Annotated in this window: 16 protein-coding genes; 9 read left to right on the top strand and 7 right to left on the bottom strand. The window is 61.5% G+C overall.

Features of this window, described 5'->3' with window-relative positions:
- The first annotated feature begins 152 nt into the window (after window positions 1–152).
- Together RHIBR816_RS38365 and dinB are read left to right on the top strand one after the other, a co-directional pair.
- Window positions 153–419: a hypothetical protein gene (locus RHIBR816_RS38365; RefSeq protein WP_084811057.1), complete on the top strand. Its 267-nt coding sequence runs from the start codon at window positions 153–155 to the stop codon at window positions 417–419.
- Complete coding sequence (gene dinB / locus RHIBR816_RS0112045; RefSeq protein WP_018236798.1) at window positions 416–1,507, top strand: DNA polymerase IV; 1,092 nt, start codon at window positions 416–418, stop codon at window positions 1,505–1,507. The genes RHIBR816_RS38365 and dinB overlap by 4 nt, the downstream gene beginning before the upstream one ends.
- On the opposite strand, the gene RHIBR816_RS0112040 is transcribed toward dinB, so the two are convergent.
- Entirely contained in the window at window positions 1,504–2,001 is a 498-nt protein-coding gene (locus RHIBR816_RS0112040) for an SOS response-associated peptidase family protein (RefSeq protein ID WP_018236797.1), read from the bottom strand. The two genes, dinB and RHIBR816_RS0112040, sit on opposite strands and share 4 nt — an antisense overlap.
- Before the next feature lie 57 nt (window positions 2,002–2,058).
- Here RHIBR816_RS0112040 and RHIBR816_RS0112035 point away from each other — a divergent pair, with 57 nt between their 5' ends.
- The 4 genes from RHIBR816_RS0112035 to RHIBR816_RS0112020 all read left to right on the top strand — a co-directional run bounded on the left by RHIBR816_RS0112035 (window position 2,059) and on the right by RHIBR816_RS0112020 (window position 4,447).
- On the top strand, window positions 2,059–2,649 hold the full coding sequence (locus RHIBR816_RS0112035; protein ID WP_018236796.1) for an SOS response-associated peptidase: 591 nt from the start codon (window positions 2,059–2,061) through the stop codon (window positions 2,647–2,649).
- A gap of 182 nt (window positions 2,650–2,831) precedes the next feature.
- Window positions 2,832–3,266 carry a pyridoxamine 5'-phosphate oxidase family protein gene (locus RHIBR816_RS0112030; RefSeq protein ID WP_018236795.1) on the top strand — a complete coding sequence of 145 codons (435 nt, stop codon included), beginning with the start codon at window positions 2,832–2,834 and terminating at the stop codon, window positions 3,264–3,266.
- 224 nt (window positions 3,267–3,490) lie between these two features.
- The gene (locus RHIBR816_RS0112025; RefSeq protein ID WP_018236794.1) at window positions 3,491–3,805 is read left to right on the top strand and encodes a PepSY domain-containing protein; all 315 of its coding nucleotides are present in this window, start codon (window positions 3,491–3,493) and stop codon (window positions 3,803–3,805) included.
- A 36-nt stretch (window positions 3,806–3,841) separates the two neighbouring features.
- Window positions 3,842–4,447: a general stress protein gene (locus RHIBR816_RS0112020; RefSeq protein WP_018236793.1), complete on the top strand. Its 606-nt coding sequence runs from the start codon at window positions 3,842–3,844 to the stop codon at window positions 4,445–4,447.
- A gap of 49 nt (window positions 4,448–4,496) precedes the next feature.
- Here the strand turns inward: RHIBR816_RS0112020 and RHIBR816_RS0112015 are convergent, their stop codons facing one another.
- A complete protein-coding gene (locus RHIBR816_RS0112015; protein WP_018236792.1) occupies window positions 4,497–5,519 on the bottom strand; it encodes a GlxA family transcriptional regulator in 1,023 nt (340 codons plus the stop codon).
- A 469-nt stretch (window positions 5,520–5,988) separates the two neighbouring features.
- Here RHIBR816_RS0112015 and RHIBR816_RS0112010 point away from each other — a divergent pair, with 469 nt between their 5' ends.
- Together RHIBR816_RS0112010 and RHIBR816_RS33985 are read left to right on the top strand one after the other, a co-directional pair.
- Complete coding sequence (locus RHIBR816_RS0112010; protein WP_018236791.1) at window positions 5,989–7,203, top strand: M24 family metallopeptidase; 1,215 nt, start codon at window positions 5,989–5,991, stop codon at window positions 7,201–7,203.
- Window positions 7,204–7,273: 70 nt separating this feature from the next.
- Window positions 7,274–8,149 carry a LysR family transcriptional regulator gene (locus RHIBR816_RS33985; RefSeq protein WP_157628158.1) on the top strand — a complete coding sequence of 292 codons (876 nt, stop codon included), beginning with the start codon at window positions 7,274–7,276 and terminating at the stop codon, window positions 8,147–8,149.
- Here the strand turns inward: RHIBR816_RS33985 and RHIBR816_RS0112000 are convergent, their stop codons facing one another.
- The 4 genes from RHIBR816_RS0112000 to RHIBR816_RS0111985 are packed head-to-tail and all read right to left on the bottom strand — an operon-like array spanning window position 8,150 to window position 12,406.
- On the bottom strand, window positions 8,150–8,959 hold the full coding sequence (locus RHIBR816_RS0112000; protein ID WP_018236789.1) for an ABC transporter permease: 810 nt from the start codon (window positions 8,957–8,959) through the stop codon (window positions 8,150–8,152).
- 5 nt (window positions 8,960–8,964) lie between these two features.
- A complete protein-coding gene (locus tag RHIBR816_RS0111995; protein ID WP_018236788.1) occupies window positions 8,965–10,212 on the bottom strand; it encodes an ABC transporter permease in 1,248 nt (415 codons plus the stop codon).
- 2 nt (window positions 10,213–10,214) lie between these two features.
- Entirely contained in the window at window positions 10,215–11,351 is a 1,137-nt protein-coding gene (locus RHIBR816_RS33980) for an ABC transporter ATP-binding protein (protein ID WP_018236787.1), read from the bottom strand.
- 11 nt (window positions 11,352–11,362) lie between these two features.
- Window positions 11,363–12,406, bottom strand: coding sequence for an ABC transporter substrate-binding protein (locus RHIBR816_RS0111985; RefSeq protein ID WP_018236786.1), 1,044 nt, complete (start codon window positions 12,404–12,406; stop codon window positions 11,363–11,365).
- A 569-nt stretch (window positions 12,407–12,975) separates the two neighbouring features.
- Between RHIBR816_RS0111985 and RHIBR816_RS0111980 the strand changes: the two genes are divergently transcribed.
- The gene (locus RHIBR816_RS0111980) at window positions 12,976–14,049 is read left to right on the top strand and encodes a GSU2403 family nucleotidyltransferase fold protein (RefSeq protein ID WP_018236785.1); all 1,074 of its coding nucleotides are present in this window, start codon (window positions 12,976–12,978) and stop codon (window positions 14,047–14,049) included.
- A gap of 352 nt (window positions 14,050–14,401) precedes the next feature.
- On the opposite strand, the gene RHIBR816_RS0111975 is transcribed toward RHIBR816_RS0111980, so the two are convergent.
- The gene (locus tag RHIBR816_RS0111975; RefSeq protein ID WP_018236784.1) at window positions 14,402–16,870 is read right to left on the bottom strand and encodes an ImcF-related family protein; all 2,469 of its coding nucleotides are present in this window, start codon (window positions 16,868–16,870) and stop codon (window positions 14,402–14,404) included.
- Between the last annotated feature and the right edge of the window lie 2 nt (window positions 16,871–16,872).

Raw genomic sequence — 16,872 nt, 5'->3', positions numbered from 1 at the left:
CCGTTTTCGGCTTGAGAAGCGGGAATATGTTCTGTATTTGTTCTCCAAGGGAAAATGAGTCCGCATGTGGCGCGCGGAAGTTGAGCGGAAGCGCTCATCGAAGAATTCCGTAAACGGATTCAATTTGATGGCGGGAGTAGGAATTTTTTCGCATGCACCGACGGCAGGCTGTGAATGATGTAGCCCCGAAACTCGAGGATCATCGTGAGCCGGTAATCGAATTCATCTGTCGCCGATGCGATCGCCATTGCGCGCTCGAGCGCAAGCTCCTGGTGAAAGCGTTTGGCGCCGGTGTGAGCTTCGCGGTACTTCGCCGTCGAATGGCTGTAGGGTGCGAGCGCATGCAGACGCCGGAGGGTGACAGATGCGGCGCGCACTTCCCATGTTTGGCTGAGGACCTTTTGGAAGCTAGGCGATGACAAACGACGAAGGCAGCGAGCGGCCGCGCAAGATCGTTCACATCGACATGGATGCCTTTTATGCGTCGGTCGAGCAGCGCGACAATCCGGAACTCAGGGGCCTGCCGGTTGCCGTCGGCTATCCTGCCGCCCGCGGCGTCGTGGCGGCCGCCAGCTACGAGGCACGCAAGTTCGGTGTTCATTCGGCGATGCCTTCGGTGACCGCGAAGCGCAAATGCCCCGACCTCATCTTCGTCAGGCCGCGCTTCGACGTCTACAAGGCCGTCTCGCTGCATATCCGCGCGATCTTCGCCGAGTACACACCGATGATCGAGCCGCTCTCGCTCGACGAGGCCTATCTCGACGTCACCGAAAACCTGAAGGGCATGGAAATCGCCACCGAGATTGCCGCGGAAATACGGGCGAAGATCAAGGCGACGACCGGGCTCAACGCCTCCGCCGGCATTTCCTACAACAAGTTCCTCGCCAAGATGGCAAGCGACCTTAACAAGCCGAACGGCCAGGCGGTCATCACGCCGAAGAACGGCCCCGCCTTCGTCGAGCAGCTTCCCATCAAGAAATTCCATGGCGTAGGCCCCGCAACGGCCGAAAAGATGCATCGGCTGGGGATCGACACAGGCGCCGATCTCAAGGAGCAGACGCTCGAGTTCCTGGTGGAACATTTCGGGAAGTCGGGACCGTATTTCTATGGCATCGCCCGCGGCATCGACAATCGCCAAGTCAAGCCGGACCGGGTGCGCAAATCCGTCGGCGCGGAAGACACGTTCTCCGAGGACATTCACTCCCTTGAGCCGGCACGTGAAGGTCTTCAGCCATTGATCGAGAAGGTATGGGGCTACTGCGAGGCCAATGAGATCGGCGCCAAGACCGTGACGCTGAAGGTCAAATATGCCGACTTCAGCCAGATTACCCGGAGCAAGACGGTTGCGGCACCTCTGCAAGCGATCGCCGATCTCGAGGAGGTGGTCGGCCTGCTACTCGCGCCGATTTTTCCGCCGCGCAAGGGAATCCGCCTGCTCGGCGTCTCGCTGTCATCACTGGAACGGCAGACCTCTGGAGTGGCGCCGCAATTGCAGCTGGCCCTTTAGACCGGCAGTGTCGCCTGGACAGGATTGATCGAATGGCGCTTGACCCGGAATGTCCCTGCCGGCAGCGGGCGAAGGATTTCGTCCTCAGGCACAAGCCCGTCGAGCCACGCCAGGCGTTGATCTCGTGTCAACACAGACATCTGCCGCTCGTGAAACTGCACGAGATCGGCATTCGCCCCGATTGTCAGGATGGCATAGGCCTCCGGCCAGTTCTCGATCGCCGGCCGCCAAATCCCCGCGAAGTAGAACCAGTCACCATTGGCGAGTGAGAAGCTGAAGCTCCTATGGCGAAACTCCGAGGCCGGCACCAGGCAGCGGTGGGTTGGAAATGTCCGTCCCTCCGACCGAACGACGTTCACGGCGCGCGTATCGCCGTCGCGTGGACGCAGCCCCCATGGCAGCTCCACCATCTCCACATCGCCGTCATGGCGCCTTATGATCACGCGGCGCTCGTCAAGCGGGGCGTCGGACTGGAAAACGGTCGCACTCATCATAGATAGAACATACCAGGAACGCCATTGAGAGACAATCAAAGCTGAGACGGAGGACGCATGTGCAATGATTATCGGCTGATGGTGGATGTCGCCTCAATCGTCGAGGACTTCGCCGATCTCAAGATCAAAATCCGTTTCGGCGAAGGCGCGCCGAACCTGGAAGCACGCGAGGACATCAAGATCACCGACCTCGGTCCGATTGTCAGGACGGTCGACCGGGCCCGCGATGAGGCCGAGCTCGTGCAGCGGCGCTGGAGCTGGCCGGGGCCGAACAATCGGCCGGTGTATAATTTCCGGTCGGAGGGGCGGGAGTTCACTTCCAATCGCTGCCTGATCGTTGCGGACGGGTTTTACGAGTTCACCGATCCGAAGGACCCGAAAAAGAAGCGCAAGGACAAGTGGCTGTTCACCAAGAAAGACGAGCCAATCTTCTGCATCGCCGGCATCTGGCGCGAGACGGCGGCCGTCGGGCAGGCTTTCACCATGCTGACCATGGAGCCGGGGGCGGACATTGCGCCGTACCATGACCGGCAGATCGTCATCCTCGAGCGCAACACATGGGCGGATTGGCTCGATCCGTCGGTTTCAGCCAAATCTCTGATCAGGCCGCTTCCCGCAGGCACGCTGTCTGTGGAACAGGTCGGCTAAGCGATCGGGACTATCCTCTGACGGTGCGAACACAAGCGCCCGCAGCCCTACAGTGGTGGAGACACGACATCCCATCGCCGAGCTCGCAATCACGCAACAGCGGAACCTTTCGGCCTGGGCCACATTCCCTATCCGAGGTACGCCTCGCCAAGAGTTCTCCTTAGTTCCGAACGAGGTCTGCCATGACCACAATGACGCTTTCCGATATCGCCAAGAAGCTCAAGAAGATCGATTTTTGCATGTTGGCGACGAAGGCGGAGACGGGTGCGATTTCCCATCGCCCGATGAGCAACAATGGCGATGTCGAATATGATGGCGACTCATGGTTCTTCTCCCATGACACTACCAACAAGGTAGCCGACATTCGTCGCGATCCGGGGGTGACCTTGTCGTTCACCGAACCGCCAGGCCTTCTCGGAAAGCCCGGGATCTTCTTTTCCATTGAGGGACGCGCGACAATAATCCGCGATAGAACACAGTTTCAGGAGCATTGGGTGGAGGGGTTGGAGCGCTGGTTTACCCAAGGTGTCGACACGCCCGGCCTCGTGCTCATCAAGGTGCACGCCGACCGAATTCAATATTGGGACGGCGAGGAAAACGGCATCGTCCAAGTGTAAGCGACACTTTCGGGCCAGTGGGAGAGTCAAAGCCGGCCCAGTGAATTCAGATAAGCTTCGGAAGACGTCCCATTCTGCCAAATCCGGAGGCTATTGGCGGGGGTCGCCCGTGGAGGGCACCGACTACGCCTGTCACCCGAGGCGCAAAAGCGCTCGGGAACCAATCCCGCGTTCACGAGTTTTTTGCGCGAGGATCAATCCCGGTCTTCGAAAGAGGTAAACACATGAAAAATTTGACTGTTGTCGCAGCAGCGCTGATTGGCGCTGCGGCCACGGTGGCGTTTGCGCAAACCACACCATCTTCGGAGGGCAGTACGCCAGCGATCGCAACCCCCGACACGCAGAACCCGGCGGCGCCGGTCGAAGGCGCCAACAGCTTTACCGAAGCTCAGGCGAAGGAACGGATCGAGGCAGCCGGATACGCCGACGTCACGGGACTGAAGCTCGACGACAAAGGCGTGTGGCAGGCGACCGCCATGAAGGACGGCAAATCCGTGTCTGTCGCTCTCGACTATCAGGGCAACGTGACGGCGCAGTAGCGCGCGGACGTCCTGTAACCGAAAGGGAGAACTAAAATGAGAACCGTAACAGGGCTATTTGACGACTACGCTGACGCGCGCAATGCGGTCACTGACCTGGAAGCGGCAGGCGTGCCCTCCGATGATATCAGCATCGTCGCAAACAACATTGCCGACCGCGACGCGACAGACAGTTCCGACGCAGCCGAGGGTGCCGGAACCGGAGCCGGCCTCGGCGCCGTTGGCGGCGGGGTGGTCGGCCTGCTGACCGGGCTTGGCCTGATGGCAATTCCCGGTGTTGGACCGGTTGTGGCGGCAGGATGGCTGGCGTCCACCGCTGCCGGGGCGGCAGCCGGCGCGGTTGCCGGCGGCGCAGCCGGAGGGTTGATCGATGCATTGACCGATTCGGGTATCGATGAGGAAGACGCCCATGTCTATGCCGAGGGCGTGCGCCGCGGCGGCACCTTGGTGACCGCCAGGGTAGACGACAGCCTTGTCCCCAACGCGGAAGCGATCCTCGAGCAACGGGACCGGGTCGATCCCATCGCGCGCCGCACTCTCTACGCCGAGGAAGGATGGACGCGGTTCGACGACAACGCCGACCCCTACACGTTGGACCAGGTTCGACGCGAGCGCGAGCGCTACCGCGCGATGATGCCGTAGCGGCACCCCGCTTACCAAATCGCCCCTATCCGCCCCTCGGAAGGGGCGATTACGACATGCCAAGCGATACACGTGCTGCGGAATCTCTGATCTCCGCGGGCGTTCGGCCGTACGTCCGCCGAAACTCCTTGGTAAAATGCGAGGTGTTCACAAAGCCGACGTCGAGCGCGACCTCGATGATGGGCTTCTTGCTTGTCAGCAGGATGTGCCTCGCCCTGTCCAATCGCAGGCGTCGGAAAGCAAGAGCGGGAGACATGCCCGCCTTCTCGGAAAACAAGCGTTCGAGCTGGCGGCGCGACAAGCCGACGGAGGCTGCAAGCTGCTCGATGGTGATCCCACCTTCGAGATGCTGCTCCATATTTATCAGAGTGGCCATGACACGGTTGTCGTTAACGTAGTCGTGCAGCGGCTGCCGCGTCTGGATATCGAACTGCGACCGGGCCTTTTCGATCTGCAGGACTTCGAGCGCGTTGCGCTCGGCGTCCCGGCTGATGTGCCGCCGCACCAAGGCAGCCGCAAGATCGGCGGCACTGCTTCCCCCCGCACAGGAGCCGCGCTTGCGGTCGAGATTGAACAGCCGGTCCGGTCGGACGTCATGATCGGGAAATCGCTCGCGAAACTCGTGGTAGTGAAGCCAGCTCACGCAGGTCTGGTGTTCCTTCATCAGGCCTGCCTCCGCCAGAATGAAGGAGCCGGTGCACAGGCCGATCAACGGAACGCTTTTCGAAGCCGCCCGCTTCAGAAACCGGATTGTTTCATGGTCGACCGGCTGCTCGACACTGAGAAGTCCACCAACCACGGCAATGTAATCGAACTCGCCGGGATCGACGAAGTCCGATGTAGGAGCGACCTGGACGCCGCAGCTCGAGGTGATCAGGTGCCTCGTGCTGCCGAGGACCTGCCAATCGGCGAGGACGCGGCCCGATCGGTCGAGCTGGTCACTCGCAAGCCGGAGGGTATCGACGCACAGGGCAAAGGCCGACAGCGTGAACCACCGCGAGAGGATGAATCCGATCTTCAGGCGCTGCGCCTGCGGGGCGGCTCTGGCCGTCGATGACTGAACGTCTCCCACTTTAATCCTCTGATCCTTACAGCCCCAGTCAACGGACAGCAGGGAAAAAACGGCGGCCCAAACGCGTAACGGAACAATTTCGATAGCATCACCGCAGACTTGTCGGGTGCTCGAGCGGATAGAAGCTCCGAGTACGTCCTCGAGCACTTTTGCGCCGGGCGCTTCAACGACGATCCGCGCCTTGAGATAACAGTTTGCAGCCAAGGAAGAGCCTATGATGCGCAATGCTGCGGCGCAAATAAGTAGGTATCATGCGGACATGAGCGACGCTTATTGATCAGCGTCTCGGGCTTCTGACCAAGGCGGCTGCGCCGAAAGTGGCCTTCTTTCGAGATCGCTGCCTCCCCTTATGGAACCATTGAAACTTCTAATTTTCCAGCGACGACGAAGATTTCTACCCTTGCGCCTCGTCAAACGGCGGATTGGCCGCGGTGGAAGGAGTTTTCAAATGAACGTGTTTGCGAGAGGGATGCCGAATCAGCTTCTTCGGCTGCAGGAGATGCACAACGGTGAAAAGGTTCAGCCGACATTCTCATCTGATGAAATGATGCGGCGGCAGAACGCGATGCGCCGCATTCTGGAAGAGCTGAAGCTCGACGCGGCGATTCTGACCTCCTACCACAACGTCTGCTACTTCTCCGACTTCCTCTATTGTTCATTCGGACGGCGGTATGCCTTCGTCATCACCCCGGAAAAGGCGACCTCTGTTTCCGCCGGCATCGATGCCGGCCAGCCCTATCGCCGTACCTTCGGCGACAACATCACCTACACGGACTGGCAGCGCGATAATTTCCTCTATGCCCTGCAACAGCTCCTGCCGGCGGTATCCCGTATCGGCATCGAATTCGACCAGGTGAACCTCGATCTTCGTCGCCTGCTGGAAGAGGCCTTTCCGCTCGTCGAATTTGTCGATATCGGCTCGCCGACTATGTGGCTGCGCACGATCAAGTCAGAGGAAGAGATCACGCTCATCAAGGAGGGCGCCGCGACGGCCGATATCGGCGGAGCCGCAGTGGCGGAGGCCGTGGGCGAAGGCGTTCCGGAATACGAGGTGGCGCTTGCCGGTACGCAAGCTATGATCCGCCATATCGCGAACCGCTTTCCCCACGCCGAGCTGATGGACACCTGGGTCTGGTTCCAGTCCGGCATCAATACGGATGGCGCCCACAATCCCGTGACCTCGCGCCGTGTCCGCAAGGGCGACATCCTTTCGCTCAACTGCTTTCCGATGATCGCCGGCTACTATACGGCGTTGGAGCGGACGCTATTCCTCGATCATGCCAGCGATGAGCACCTGCGCATCTGGGAAATCAACTGCGCCGTCCATCGCCGCGGGCTTGAACTTCTCAAGCCCGGCGCGCGCTGCGGCGATGTGGCGGCGGAACTCAACGAGATCTATCGCGGCCACGGCCTCCTCGGCTATCGCTCCTTCGGCTATGGGCACTCCTTCGGCGTGCTTTCGCACTACTACGGCCGCGAGGCGGGGGTGGAGTTGCGCGAAGACATCAACACCGTTCTCCAACCCGGCATGGTGGTCTCCATGGAACCGATGCTGACCATCCCGGAAGGCTTGCCCGGTGCCGGCGGTTACCGCGAGCATGACATCCTCGTAATGACCGAGACCGGCAGCGAGAACATCACGGGCTTCCCCTTCGGCCCGGAGCATAATATCCTTCCCGCCTGACCCGTCCGCGGGCAACTTGAAACGGGCCGCCCGATCGGCCCGTTTCCTTTTGGAAGCGGTGCCGACCTCCGTGAGAAACATCCCGACCGACCTTCTTCGCACCTTCCTCGCCGTCATCGACCTGCGCAGTCACACGCGCGCTGCCGAACAGCTCGGCCGCACCCAGCCGGCGATCAGCCTGCAGATGAAGAAGCTTCAGGAACTGCTCAACGTTTCCCTTTTCGCCAAGGATGCCAGTGCCCAGCCGACCGAGGCTGGCGAGTTGGTCGCGAGCTATGCCCGACAGATGCTGGCGCTGAACGACGAGATGGTGCTGCGCCTGTCGAGGCGCGACCAGCACGGCAAGATCCGCCTCGGCATTCCGAACGACTATGCCGACCATTTCCTGCCGAGACTGATACCGCGCCTTGGCCGCAGCGGTCACGATTTCCGCTTCGAGGTCGTCTGCGATCTTTCCCATATCCTGCTGCAGGGCCTGCGCAACGGCCTCTACGATCTCGTCGTGGCGATGACGCCGGACGGGCCGGCGGAAGGCGCGTTCATGACCTGGAAGGAGCCGCTCGCCTGGGTGGGCGACAGCGCGACCTCTCTGGTGACGGACGACAATGCCAATCTGCGCATCGTCTGCTACCCGGAAGGCTGTCTCTACCGGCGGGCCATGCTGACGGCCTTGCAACGTGAAGGGCGCGGTTACGACCTCGTCTACACGAGCCCCAGCCTTGCCGGCCTCGAGGCGGCCGTCGGCTCCGGTTTCGGCAATACAGTGCTTGCCCGGCGCATTGTGCCGGCAAAGCTCGCAACGCTCGACGACGCCCTCGGCCTCCCCAGGCTCGCGGACGTCGTCGTCGGTATCTATCTCAGCTCCGACCGCAAGCGCTCTGCGGTGGCCGAGAGCTTCGCAGCGCATTTCGCCGACGCTTTTCTCGCCGACACGCGGGACGGCTGATCAGGCCCGCCGCACGCGGCGGATGAGGTTCAATGCCACGAACAGCGCGATGGAGACGGTGGTGAGCAGGCTCGCCGCAGCCATGATCGTTGGGTTAATCTGATCGCGGATGCCGGAGAACATCTGCACCGGCAACGTGCGCTGTTCGGCACCCGTGAGGAACAGCGCGACAATCACCTCATCGAAAGAGACTGCGAAGGCGAGGAGCGCGCCGGAGATGACACCCGGAAGGATGAGCGGCAGCGTCACGGCGAAGAACACGCTGATCGGCCCGGCGCCGAGGCTCGCGCCTGCCCGCGTAAGATTGGCATCATAAGTGGAAAGCGCCGATAACACCGTGACGACCACGAAGGGAATGGAGAGCGCCGCATGGGCGAGCACCAGTCCGGTTCGCGTGTTGGTGAGCCCCAGTGAGCCGAAGAACATGTAGGCGCCGACGGCGACGATGACGACGGGCATGATCATCGGCGAAATCATCAGTGCCATGACTGCCTTACGGCCGGGAAAGCCGGGCCGGCTGATGCCGAGGGCAGCGAGGGTGCCGAACAAGGTGGCGAGCGCCGTGCTCAAAATCGCTGCGACGAGGCTGTTGAGGAGGCTTTGCATCCAGCGCGAATTCCCGAAGAAATCCGCATACCAGCGCCAGGAGTATTCCTGAATCGGGAAAGTGAAGAAGGGATCCTTGGAGACCGATAGCGGAAAGACGACGAAGAGCGGCCCGATCAGGAAGACGAGCACGGCGACGGCGAAGGTGACGACGGCGAAGCGGCAGAGCCGTTCGCTGCGGGTCGCGTAAGCGGGAAGCCACATGGTTCTTATCCGAGTTTGATGCGCTCCGCGCCGAAAAGGCGCAGGAACAGGAAATAGATGGAAAGCGTCATGACAAGGAGCAGGCAGGCGAGCGCGGCGGCCATGCCCCAGTTCAGGTCGCGGTTGATGTAGGTGGCGATGAAATTCGACATCATCTGATCGCGCGGGCCGCCGACGAGCGCCGGCGTGATGTAGTAGCCGAGAGACAGGATGAAGGTCATCAGGCAGCCGGCGGCAACGCCCGGCAACGTCTGCGGTGCATAAACCCGCCAGAAGGCGAAGTGCGGCGGGGCGCCGAGCGAGCGCGCGGCCCGCATCTGCCCTTCCGGAATGGACTTCATGACACTGAGGATCGGCAGGATCGTGAAGGGCAGTTGGATATGCGTCATCGCCGTCACGGTGCCGAAACGGGTAAGCATCAGTTGGAGCTTTTCCGTGGTGAGGCCGAGCGCCAGAAGCGCCTGGTTGATCACCCCGTCCGTCTGCAGCAGCACGACCCAGGCGGTGGTGCGCACCAGCAGCGACGTCCAGAGCGGCAGCAGCACCAGCAAAAGCAGGAAGCCAGCGATGCGTGCGGGCGCCAACGAAATGACATAGGCCGTGGGAAAGCCAAGGACCAGCGTCGCAACCGTCACGAGGCCGGCGATCCAGAGCGTGCGGCCGAGAATGTCGAGAAACACCGCCTGGCTATCCGGCACCCGTTCGATACTGCCGGCGGGGTTCTGTCCGAAGTCGACGGAGGTCAGCAGGTAATACGGCGTCACCGGACTGGCATTGCGCTTGATGATCGCCCAGAGATCGGGGCTCGCCCAGGCGGGATCGAGTGCGGCGAACTGCGGGGCGAGAGCGCCTTCTCGGAATTTGCCGAGCTGACGGACCACGGACATGATGCGGCTGCGCATGCCAGCGCTTTCGTAGTTCAGTCGCTTGCCAAGCGAGGCGGCCGTGTTCCCGTCCTTCGCTCGGGCAAGGTCGGCCGCGAGCGCGGCAAAGACCTCTTCGCCGGGTGTCGAACGTCCGTCCCAATCCTTCAGCGCGGCGATGGTTTGCGGCAGGACCGTGCGGACCTCCGGATTGCGCACGGCGGTCGTGAGGAAGACGCCGATGGGCGCGGCGAAGGTGACGACGAGGAAGAACAACGCCGGCAGTGCAAGGCCCAATGCCTTGAGACGGTTCGGCCGCTCGGCCCGACGCAGCGCTGCTCCGAGGCTGGCAGCCGAAGTGGGCGCCACGAGAGACATGGTCTGTGTCATGGTTACCTCGTCAGCGTTCGGCAATCGGCGGCGAAACAGGTCATGGCGATCCGACTTCCCGGCATGATCTCTGCGCCTTCCGGGGCCGGTACGGCGGCGACGAGGCGCTCGCTGCCGAAGGCTTGCAGCGTCAGGCGTACTCGGTCGCCAAGGAAGGTCCTGTCGAGCACCTCGGCGGCAAAGCGGTTTTCCGCGTTCTTGCGGTCGGGACTGTCGAGGCCAAGCCGTTCGGGTCGCAGGGAGATTGTCAGGTTCGAGCCCGCCTGGCCGGGGGGGCTGGTCGTTAGGAGACGGGTCCCGTCCGGCATCCGCACGACGCACAAGCCATTCTCCACGCCGGCGAACTCGCAGGAAAGCGTGTTGTTGTCGCCGATGAAGCCGGCGACGAAGCGGTTTTCCGGCCGATCGTAGAGGGTCACCGGATCGGAGAGCTGCTGGATTCGACCCTCGTGGAAGACGGCGATGCGATCGGACATGGTAAGCGCCTCCGACTGGTCGTGCGTCACGTAGACCATGGTGATACCGAGGCGCTGCTGGATCCGCCGGATCTCCACCTGCATGTGCTCGCGCAGCTGCTTGTCGAGCGCGCCGAGCGGCTCGTCCATCAGGATGAGCTTTGGATTGAATACCATGGCGCGGGCGAGCGCCACGCGCTGCTGTTGCCCGCCGGAAAGCTGTGTCGGGCGGCGCTCGCCAAACCCGGCAAGCTTAACCATGGAAAGCGCCTCCTCGACGCGGCGCTTTGCTTCCGCCCCCCTGACGCCGTGATAGCGCAGGGGAAAGCGGATATTCTCAGCGACGGTCATATGCGGAAAGAGCGCGTAGTTCTGGAAGACGAAGCCGATGTCGCGGCGTTCCGGCGGCAGGAGTTCCACTGCCTGTCCTTCGAGCAGGATGTGCCCGCTCGTCGGTTGCTCGAAACCGCCGAGCATCATCAGCGTCGTCGTTTTGCCAGAGCCGGACGGTCCGAGCATCGTCAGGAACTCACCCCGCCGCACGCTCAAGTTCAGGTCCTCCACGACGAGCGTGCGTCCGTCATAGGTCTTTTGCACATGTTCGAAAGCGACCATGGTCTCGGCAGCGGTTCGGGGTGACGGCTCGTCGTCGAGCCGCCTCCTTTCCAGCGTCAACGTGTTCATCAACCCGCCTCCTAGTTGGAAAGCCAAGTGGTGAAGCGCTTCCTGATCTCGTCGCCATGGTCTGCCCAAAAGGCGTTGTCGAGCGTGAGGGAGGTCGTCAGGTTATCCCGGCTCGTCGGCAGATTCTTGGCGTCTTCCGGCGCCACTTCGGTGGCCGCCGTCGCGCGTACCGGGCCATAGGGAATGTATTTTGTGATGCCCGCCAGGATTTTGGGCTCGACGGCAAAGCGGATGAAGTCGAGCGAGCCCTCGATGTCGTTCGCTCCCTTGGGGATGACCCAGTAGTTCGAATCGAGAATCTGATTGTCCCAGACGATACCGAACTTGCGGCCCTCCTTGTTGGCGCTGAAGATGCGGCCGTTCCAGGCCGTCGTCATCGTCACCTCGCCGGAGGCAAGCAGTTGCGGTGCCTGCGCGCCCGCCTCCCACCAGACGATCTCGTTCTTGATCGTGTCCAGCTTGGCGAAGGCGCGGTCGACGCCCTCCGGGGTCGCGAGTATAGCGTAGACGTCCTGCGGGGCGACGCCATCGGCCAGCAATGCGAATTCCAGATTGGTCGCCGGGTTCTTCCACAGGCCGCGCTTGCCGGGGAAATTGGCAAGATCGAAGAGGTCGGCAAGCTTTGTCGGCTTTTTCTCCAGCCTCTGCTCGTCATAGGAAAGTATCGTCGCATAGACGATCGTGCCGACTCCGCATTCCGATGTGGTGCCGGCGAGCCATTCCGATTTCGGTCCGACCTTTTCCCAGTTGATTGGCTCGAAGATACCCTCATCGCAGCCCTGCAGCAGGGTCGGCGCGTCGACGTCCACGACGTCAATTGTCGTGTTGCCGCTGTCGATCATCGCCTTGATCTTGGCGATCTCGCCGCCGTACTCCTGCTCGGATACCGCCCGTCCAGTCTCCTGCGAGTAGGCATCGAAGATGGCCTTGCGCTGGGCTTCCTGATAGGCGCCGCCAAAGCTCATGACGGAAATCGGTTCGGCGGCCATCGCGTGACCGAGGGTCAGACCATAGGCGAGCGTCGTCGCTGCCAGAAACATGCGTTTGCTGAACATTGAAATTCCTCTCTGGAGACAGATTTACGTGCCCGTCGCACTGCCCGTCTTGATCGCGGGCTGTGAGGAAAGCCTATGATGCGCAATGCTGCGGCGCAAATAAGTAGGTATCATGCGGACATGAGCGGCGCTTATCGATCAGCGTCTCGGCGAGCCGTCGAAGCTTCCAGTCACCCTAGCTGTGAACGTTCAGGATTTGTGGGCATAGTGACTGAGTGGTGTTGTTTGCTTTTTGCCGAACGTGCGAAGGCAAGCGATTGCTGACTTCAGAAGAGCTGTTCCGTGGCTGGTGAAGGTGAACTTCGTCCAATGGCGACCAGACTCTTCGAGGAGCAGCTCGAGTGTGTGCCGGAAACCAATAGAATGGACGAAGCGCCAATTCCTTGCGGACCGGACTGCGGCTATCAAAACCTTGCACTTGGAGCGCGGAGCGAGGACTCGGTGGGGCGTTTTCTCCAGGCAGGCGGCTTGACAGAAACCCGGGAAGTTATAATGTTTTCCCAGAAACGTTATAACCGGCGAAGTTATAATGTTTTTGCAAACACATTATAACCGAGGCCGGCGGGACAATGAGAGATATCGATCTTGTATTCCGCACGATGTTCGCGGAACTCGCCCAACAGGCATTGGACGCGCAAAGGCAATCGGATTTTCCGCTCGAGGGGCGCTTCGTCACGGTCCCCGTGAAGGGCAAAAACTATTTCTATTTCGACATCCCAACTCCCGAGGGCAAGGACAAGCGGAGCTATGTTGGCCCCGCTGCTGATCCGGAGATCGAAGCGCGTGTCAGGCGACATCGCGAGATCAAGGGCAACATCAGGGAGCGGCGACGTTTGGTCTCCACGCTTCTTCGCTCGGGCGGCATGCAGGGTCCCGATCGCTTCGCTGGCGATGTCACCAAGGCGCTCGCGGATGCGGGTTTCTTTCGCCTACGTGGCGTTCTCGTCGGATCGGTCGCCTATGGCTGCTATTCGGGCGTCCTTGGCGTCCGCTTGCCGACAACCGCGACGCAGACCGGCGATGCCGACCTGGCTATGGATTTCGCGATCTCGCAAGAGGTCGATGACAGCCTGCCACCGATCCTGGGAATCTTGCAAGCCATCGATCCGTCGTTCCGGGCCGTGCCGCATCAGGCCGACAAGGCGCGCGTGACAGCATTCGTCAACCGGAGCAATTACCGTGTCGAATTCCTGACGGGCAACAGAGGGTCGGATGAATACGCGGGCAAGCCCTCCCCTATGCCTGCCCTCGGCGGCGCCTCGGCGGAAAACCTTCGGTTCTTGGACTTCCTGATTTACGAGCCTGTCAGGACGGTGCTGCTGCACCGGGAGGGCGTGAGTGTCAACGTGCCTGCTCCAGAACGATATGCCGTCCACAAGCTCATCGTGGCCTCCAGACGTCTGACGGACGCGCTCGCGAGGGCGAAGCGGGACAAGGACCTGCTACAGGCGGCAACACTTTTCGAGGCCATGCTGCAAATCCGGCAGGGCGCCGTTCTGGCGGACGCATACCAGGAGGCATGGGATCGAGGGTCGTCATGGCAGGAGGGGCTTGCGGCCGGCATCGCCCTGATGCCTGCGAGTGGCAAGGAGGCGCTTGCAGACGCTCTCGGGGTCGCCATGGACGAACTCGGGAAAGGATAGCAGTCGGCAATAGACAGCCGCGGTTCGACCGGCAATCTGATTGCACCGAAGGTAGATTTCAGGCTTGGCGCCCGTTTTGCTGAGTCCGGTTCAACTTCACCTGCTTACTGGGTAGATCCGCGTGACGAGCCGCCCAAGTAGGCATGCCTGCGCCGTGTGCCAGTCGATACATTTTGCGATCTTTTTAGCCTGAACTTAAACATAGCTCGCGACAAGTTGCCTTGACATCCCTTGAGCATGTCCCCCGGAGGACAATCGCCACGCAACCTCACCGCGCCAGAATTTCGCCAAGTCGTGGATCAGTGCCTATCCCTTGATCAACCGATCAAGCCGGACTGCACAGCTTGGAAACTCAAGGTTGAAGAGTGAGCGGACAGGTCAAACCCCGCAGAAGTGCACGCGCAGCTATGGGATTTGCAGCGCTGCCGAAAGACATCTGAAGATAGGCCCGAGCGCCCTTGCCGCGCACATCAACCAGGAAGCGCCGGCCGCCCTCACGTGGCCGCAAATGTGCCCCGTCCAGGAAGCGCAAAAAGCCCCATGGACCGGGTGCGCTCTTCTTCTCGACCACAGTGCCGATGTCGAAGGAAATTTCGAAGCCTTGCGCGGGTGAGGGCCCCGGCCAGTTCAACCTCACGGCGTCGCCCGACGTGACGACCGGAGCATGAGCACCGCCAATCGAAATCGTTGCCGCTCCTCGTTGAGCGAGCGCCTCCAGCGTTACCGATACGTCAGGCGTCGCTCCCTGGCCAAAAAAAGCGCCTCCGACGGCAAGCGCCCTTTGGAAAAAGATAGCGCTTTCGGGTGTGTAGCCAGAGAGGCGCGCTTCCGGCTTCCAGCGCCACGGAGTCGTGGACGTGTCCATCAATTGCGCCAATTGCGCACGATAATAGCTCCCCACAGAGCCGTCAGGTGCGAAGATTCGTGCCACTGCGGCAAGGTCCGCGTCGGGGCCATCGAAGAAAGGATACCGGCCACTCACGACCGCCTGACAGGCGGTCGCGATCTCTGAACCCCATGGTGTCTTTGGTTTCTCCTGTGGTCTCTCTTGGGCTCTCTCCTGCGGGACTGACTCCGAAGTCGCCTCGGGCTCTTTTGGAGCAGCCGTCTGGGCAATCACATCCTCTACTATCTGCACCAGAAGAAGGGGGGCTTGCTGCAATGCTACGATCGAGTTGGCGCGCTCCTGGGCGTCCATGAGCGGTTTCTTTCCAAGCTCGGCATTTGCATCGAGAACGGAAAGGGCCACGTTCAACGACACAAAGAGATGGGAGATCTCCGACATCCGCCCCTGTTCGACAAACTGTATGGCCGGCCCCAATGCTGCTGCGACGCGAAGCTGGTTGGCATGGCTTCGGTTGCGGTCGGTGCCCCCCGACTGACGCCAAGCCTCCCGGATCAGCGCCGAAAGCGGTGAATTGCTGGCGCTTAGCGCACCGCTGATCAGTACGGCGGTGGGTTGATCGGAGAACGGCCGGACGCGAAGATCACCGAGGTAGTTGGACCATTCTTCCAACGTGCGTTTTTGAAGGAGATCCATCACGACCTCCGTCGTTGTCGTCCCCTCAGCCGCTAGAAGCGTTGCAGCCTGCGAGCTCGCCCGCTCGATCGCCTGCTTTGCGCCGCCGGAGCGCGCATAATTCCATCCAGACTCCGTATACAGGCCCGATATCTCGCGTTCGATCGCCAGACCTGAACTGTGTATCAAAATCGAGTCAAGGCCAGGGACTACCTCGTCAAGAGACCATGATGGGAGTTCCGCCGCCTCCTCAGCTCGGATCAGTTCCAGCAAGGCGCGCTCGCTCGCCAAGCCTTCAGAAGCGAACTGGCGTGCCTGGGCGATCGTCTCCGGATCCGCAGATGGGATGGCCGGCGGGGCCCTGGACATAGCGGCAACATGCTGGGCGAGATAAGCGAGTTCGGGGAAGGTCCGGACCCGGTCGGCGACCCAGCCGGCCAGAAAACGCGGCTGCCAGTCCGATGTACCCTTCAATATCGACCAGGCCCGCAGGGAATCGTAGAGCGCATTGGCGTCCCCTTCCGTGGCGAGCGCAACTGCAAGTGCCTCGGCGAGGGGCCCTGCAGCAAGTGCATCCGCCGCCTCGCTGTAGCGGCGACGGGCGGTCGCACCAGGATCGACACTCTCAACAAAATGAATAACGCCGAGCGGTGAGCTCGGCGCATTCTGCTCAACGAGGCGAACCGCTGCGGCGAAGGCATCAAGCTGAGCAGCGCGCGCGGCCGGGGTTGCGGCAATGCCCGCTTCGATAACGCGCTCCACGTCGGGCAATTGCGCTATCAGCTGCTCGCGGAACCGCCATTCGGCCCATGCTGCCCAAGCCACCAATATTGCGAAGAAGCACACGACGCCTAAAAATACCAGGCCGCGATCTGCTCGCGTTCTATGCTTCTCACCCGCCGAATGTGCGGCTTGAACGGCCTCGTCGCAGTGACCAAGGAAACGGGCGAGATCGCGCCGTGCCGGACCGCCCCTCGCCGCCTCCGCCGCCCGTTCTGCGAGACGTTTTGAACCAAGGCTCCGGCTGATTGGAAGCGCGGCCGTAAAAGCACGCTCCCATTGCCGCACTGGCAGCGCCGGATTGTTGCGCGCGCGGGCATCGAGCAAAGTGACGAGCGCGTCGCGTGCGTCCAGGAGCCAGTCCGGCGGAACGTTCATTCGGCGGGCTTCGATCTCGAATGCAGCTACGAGTGTGCGTGCGGTTGCTGCCAACTCGTTTGGGTCCGGCCGTTTCTCGCTTTCGGCGCGCTTTGCGAGCGCTAGCAGCGGCTGAGCCAATTCAGGAAGAACGTCCGCTCGCATTC

Source organism: Ensifer sp. BR816 (assembly GCF_000378985.1).
Classification (GTDB): Bacteria; Pseudomonadota; Alphaproteobacteria; order Rhizobiales; family Rhizobiaceae; genus Sinorhizobium.
The sequence above is the reverse complement of the archived record's forward strand: the minus strand, read 5'-3'. Positions and strand labels throughout refer to the sequence as shown.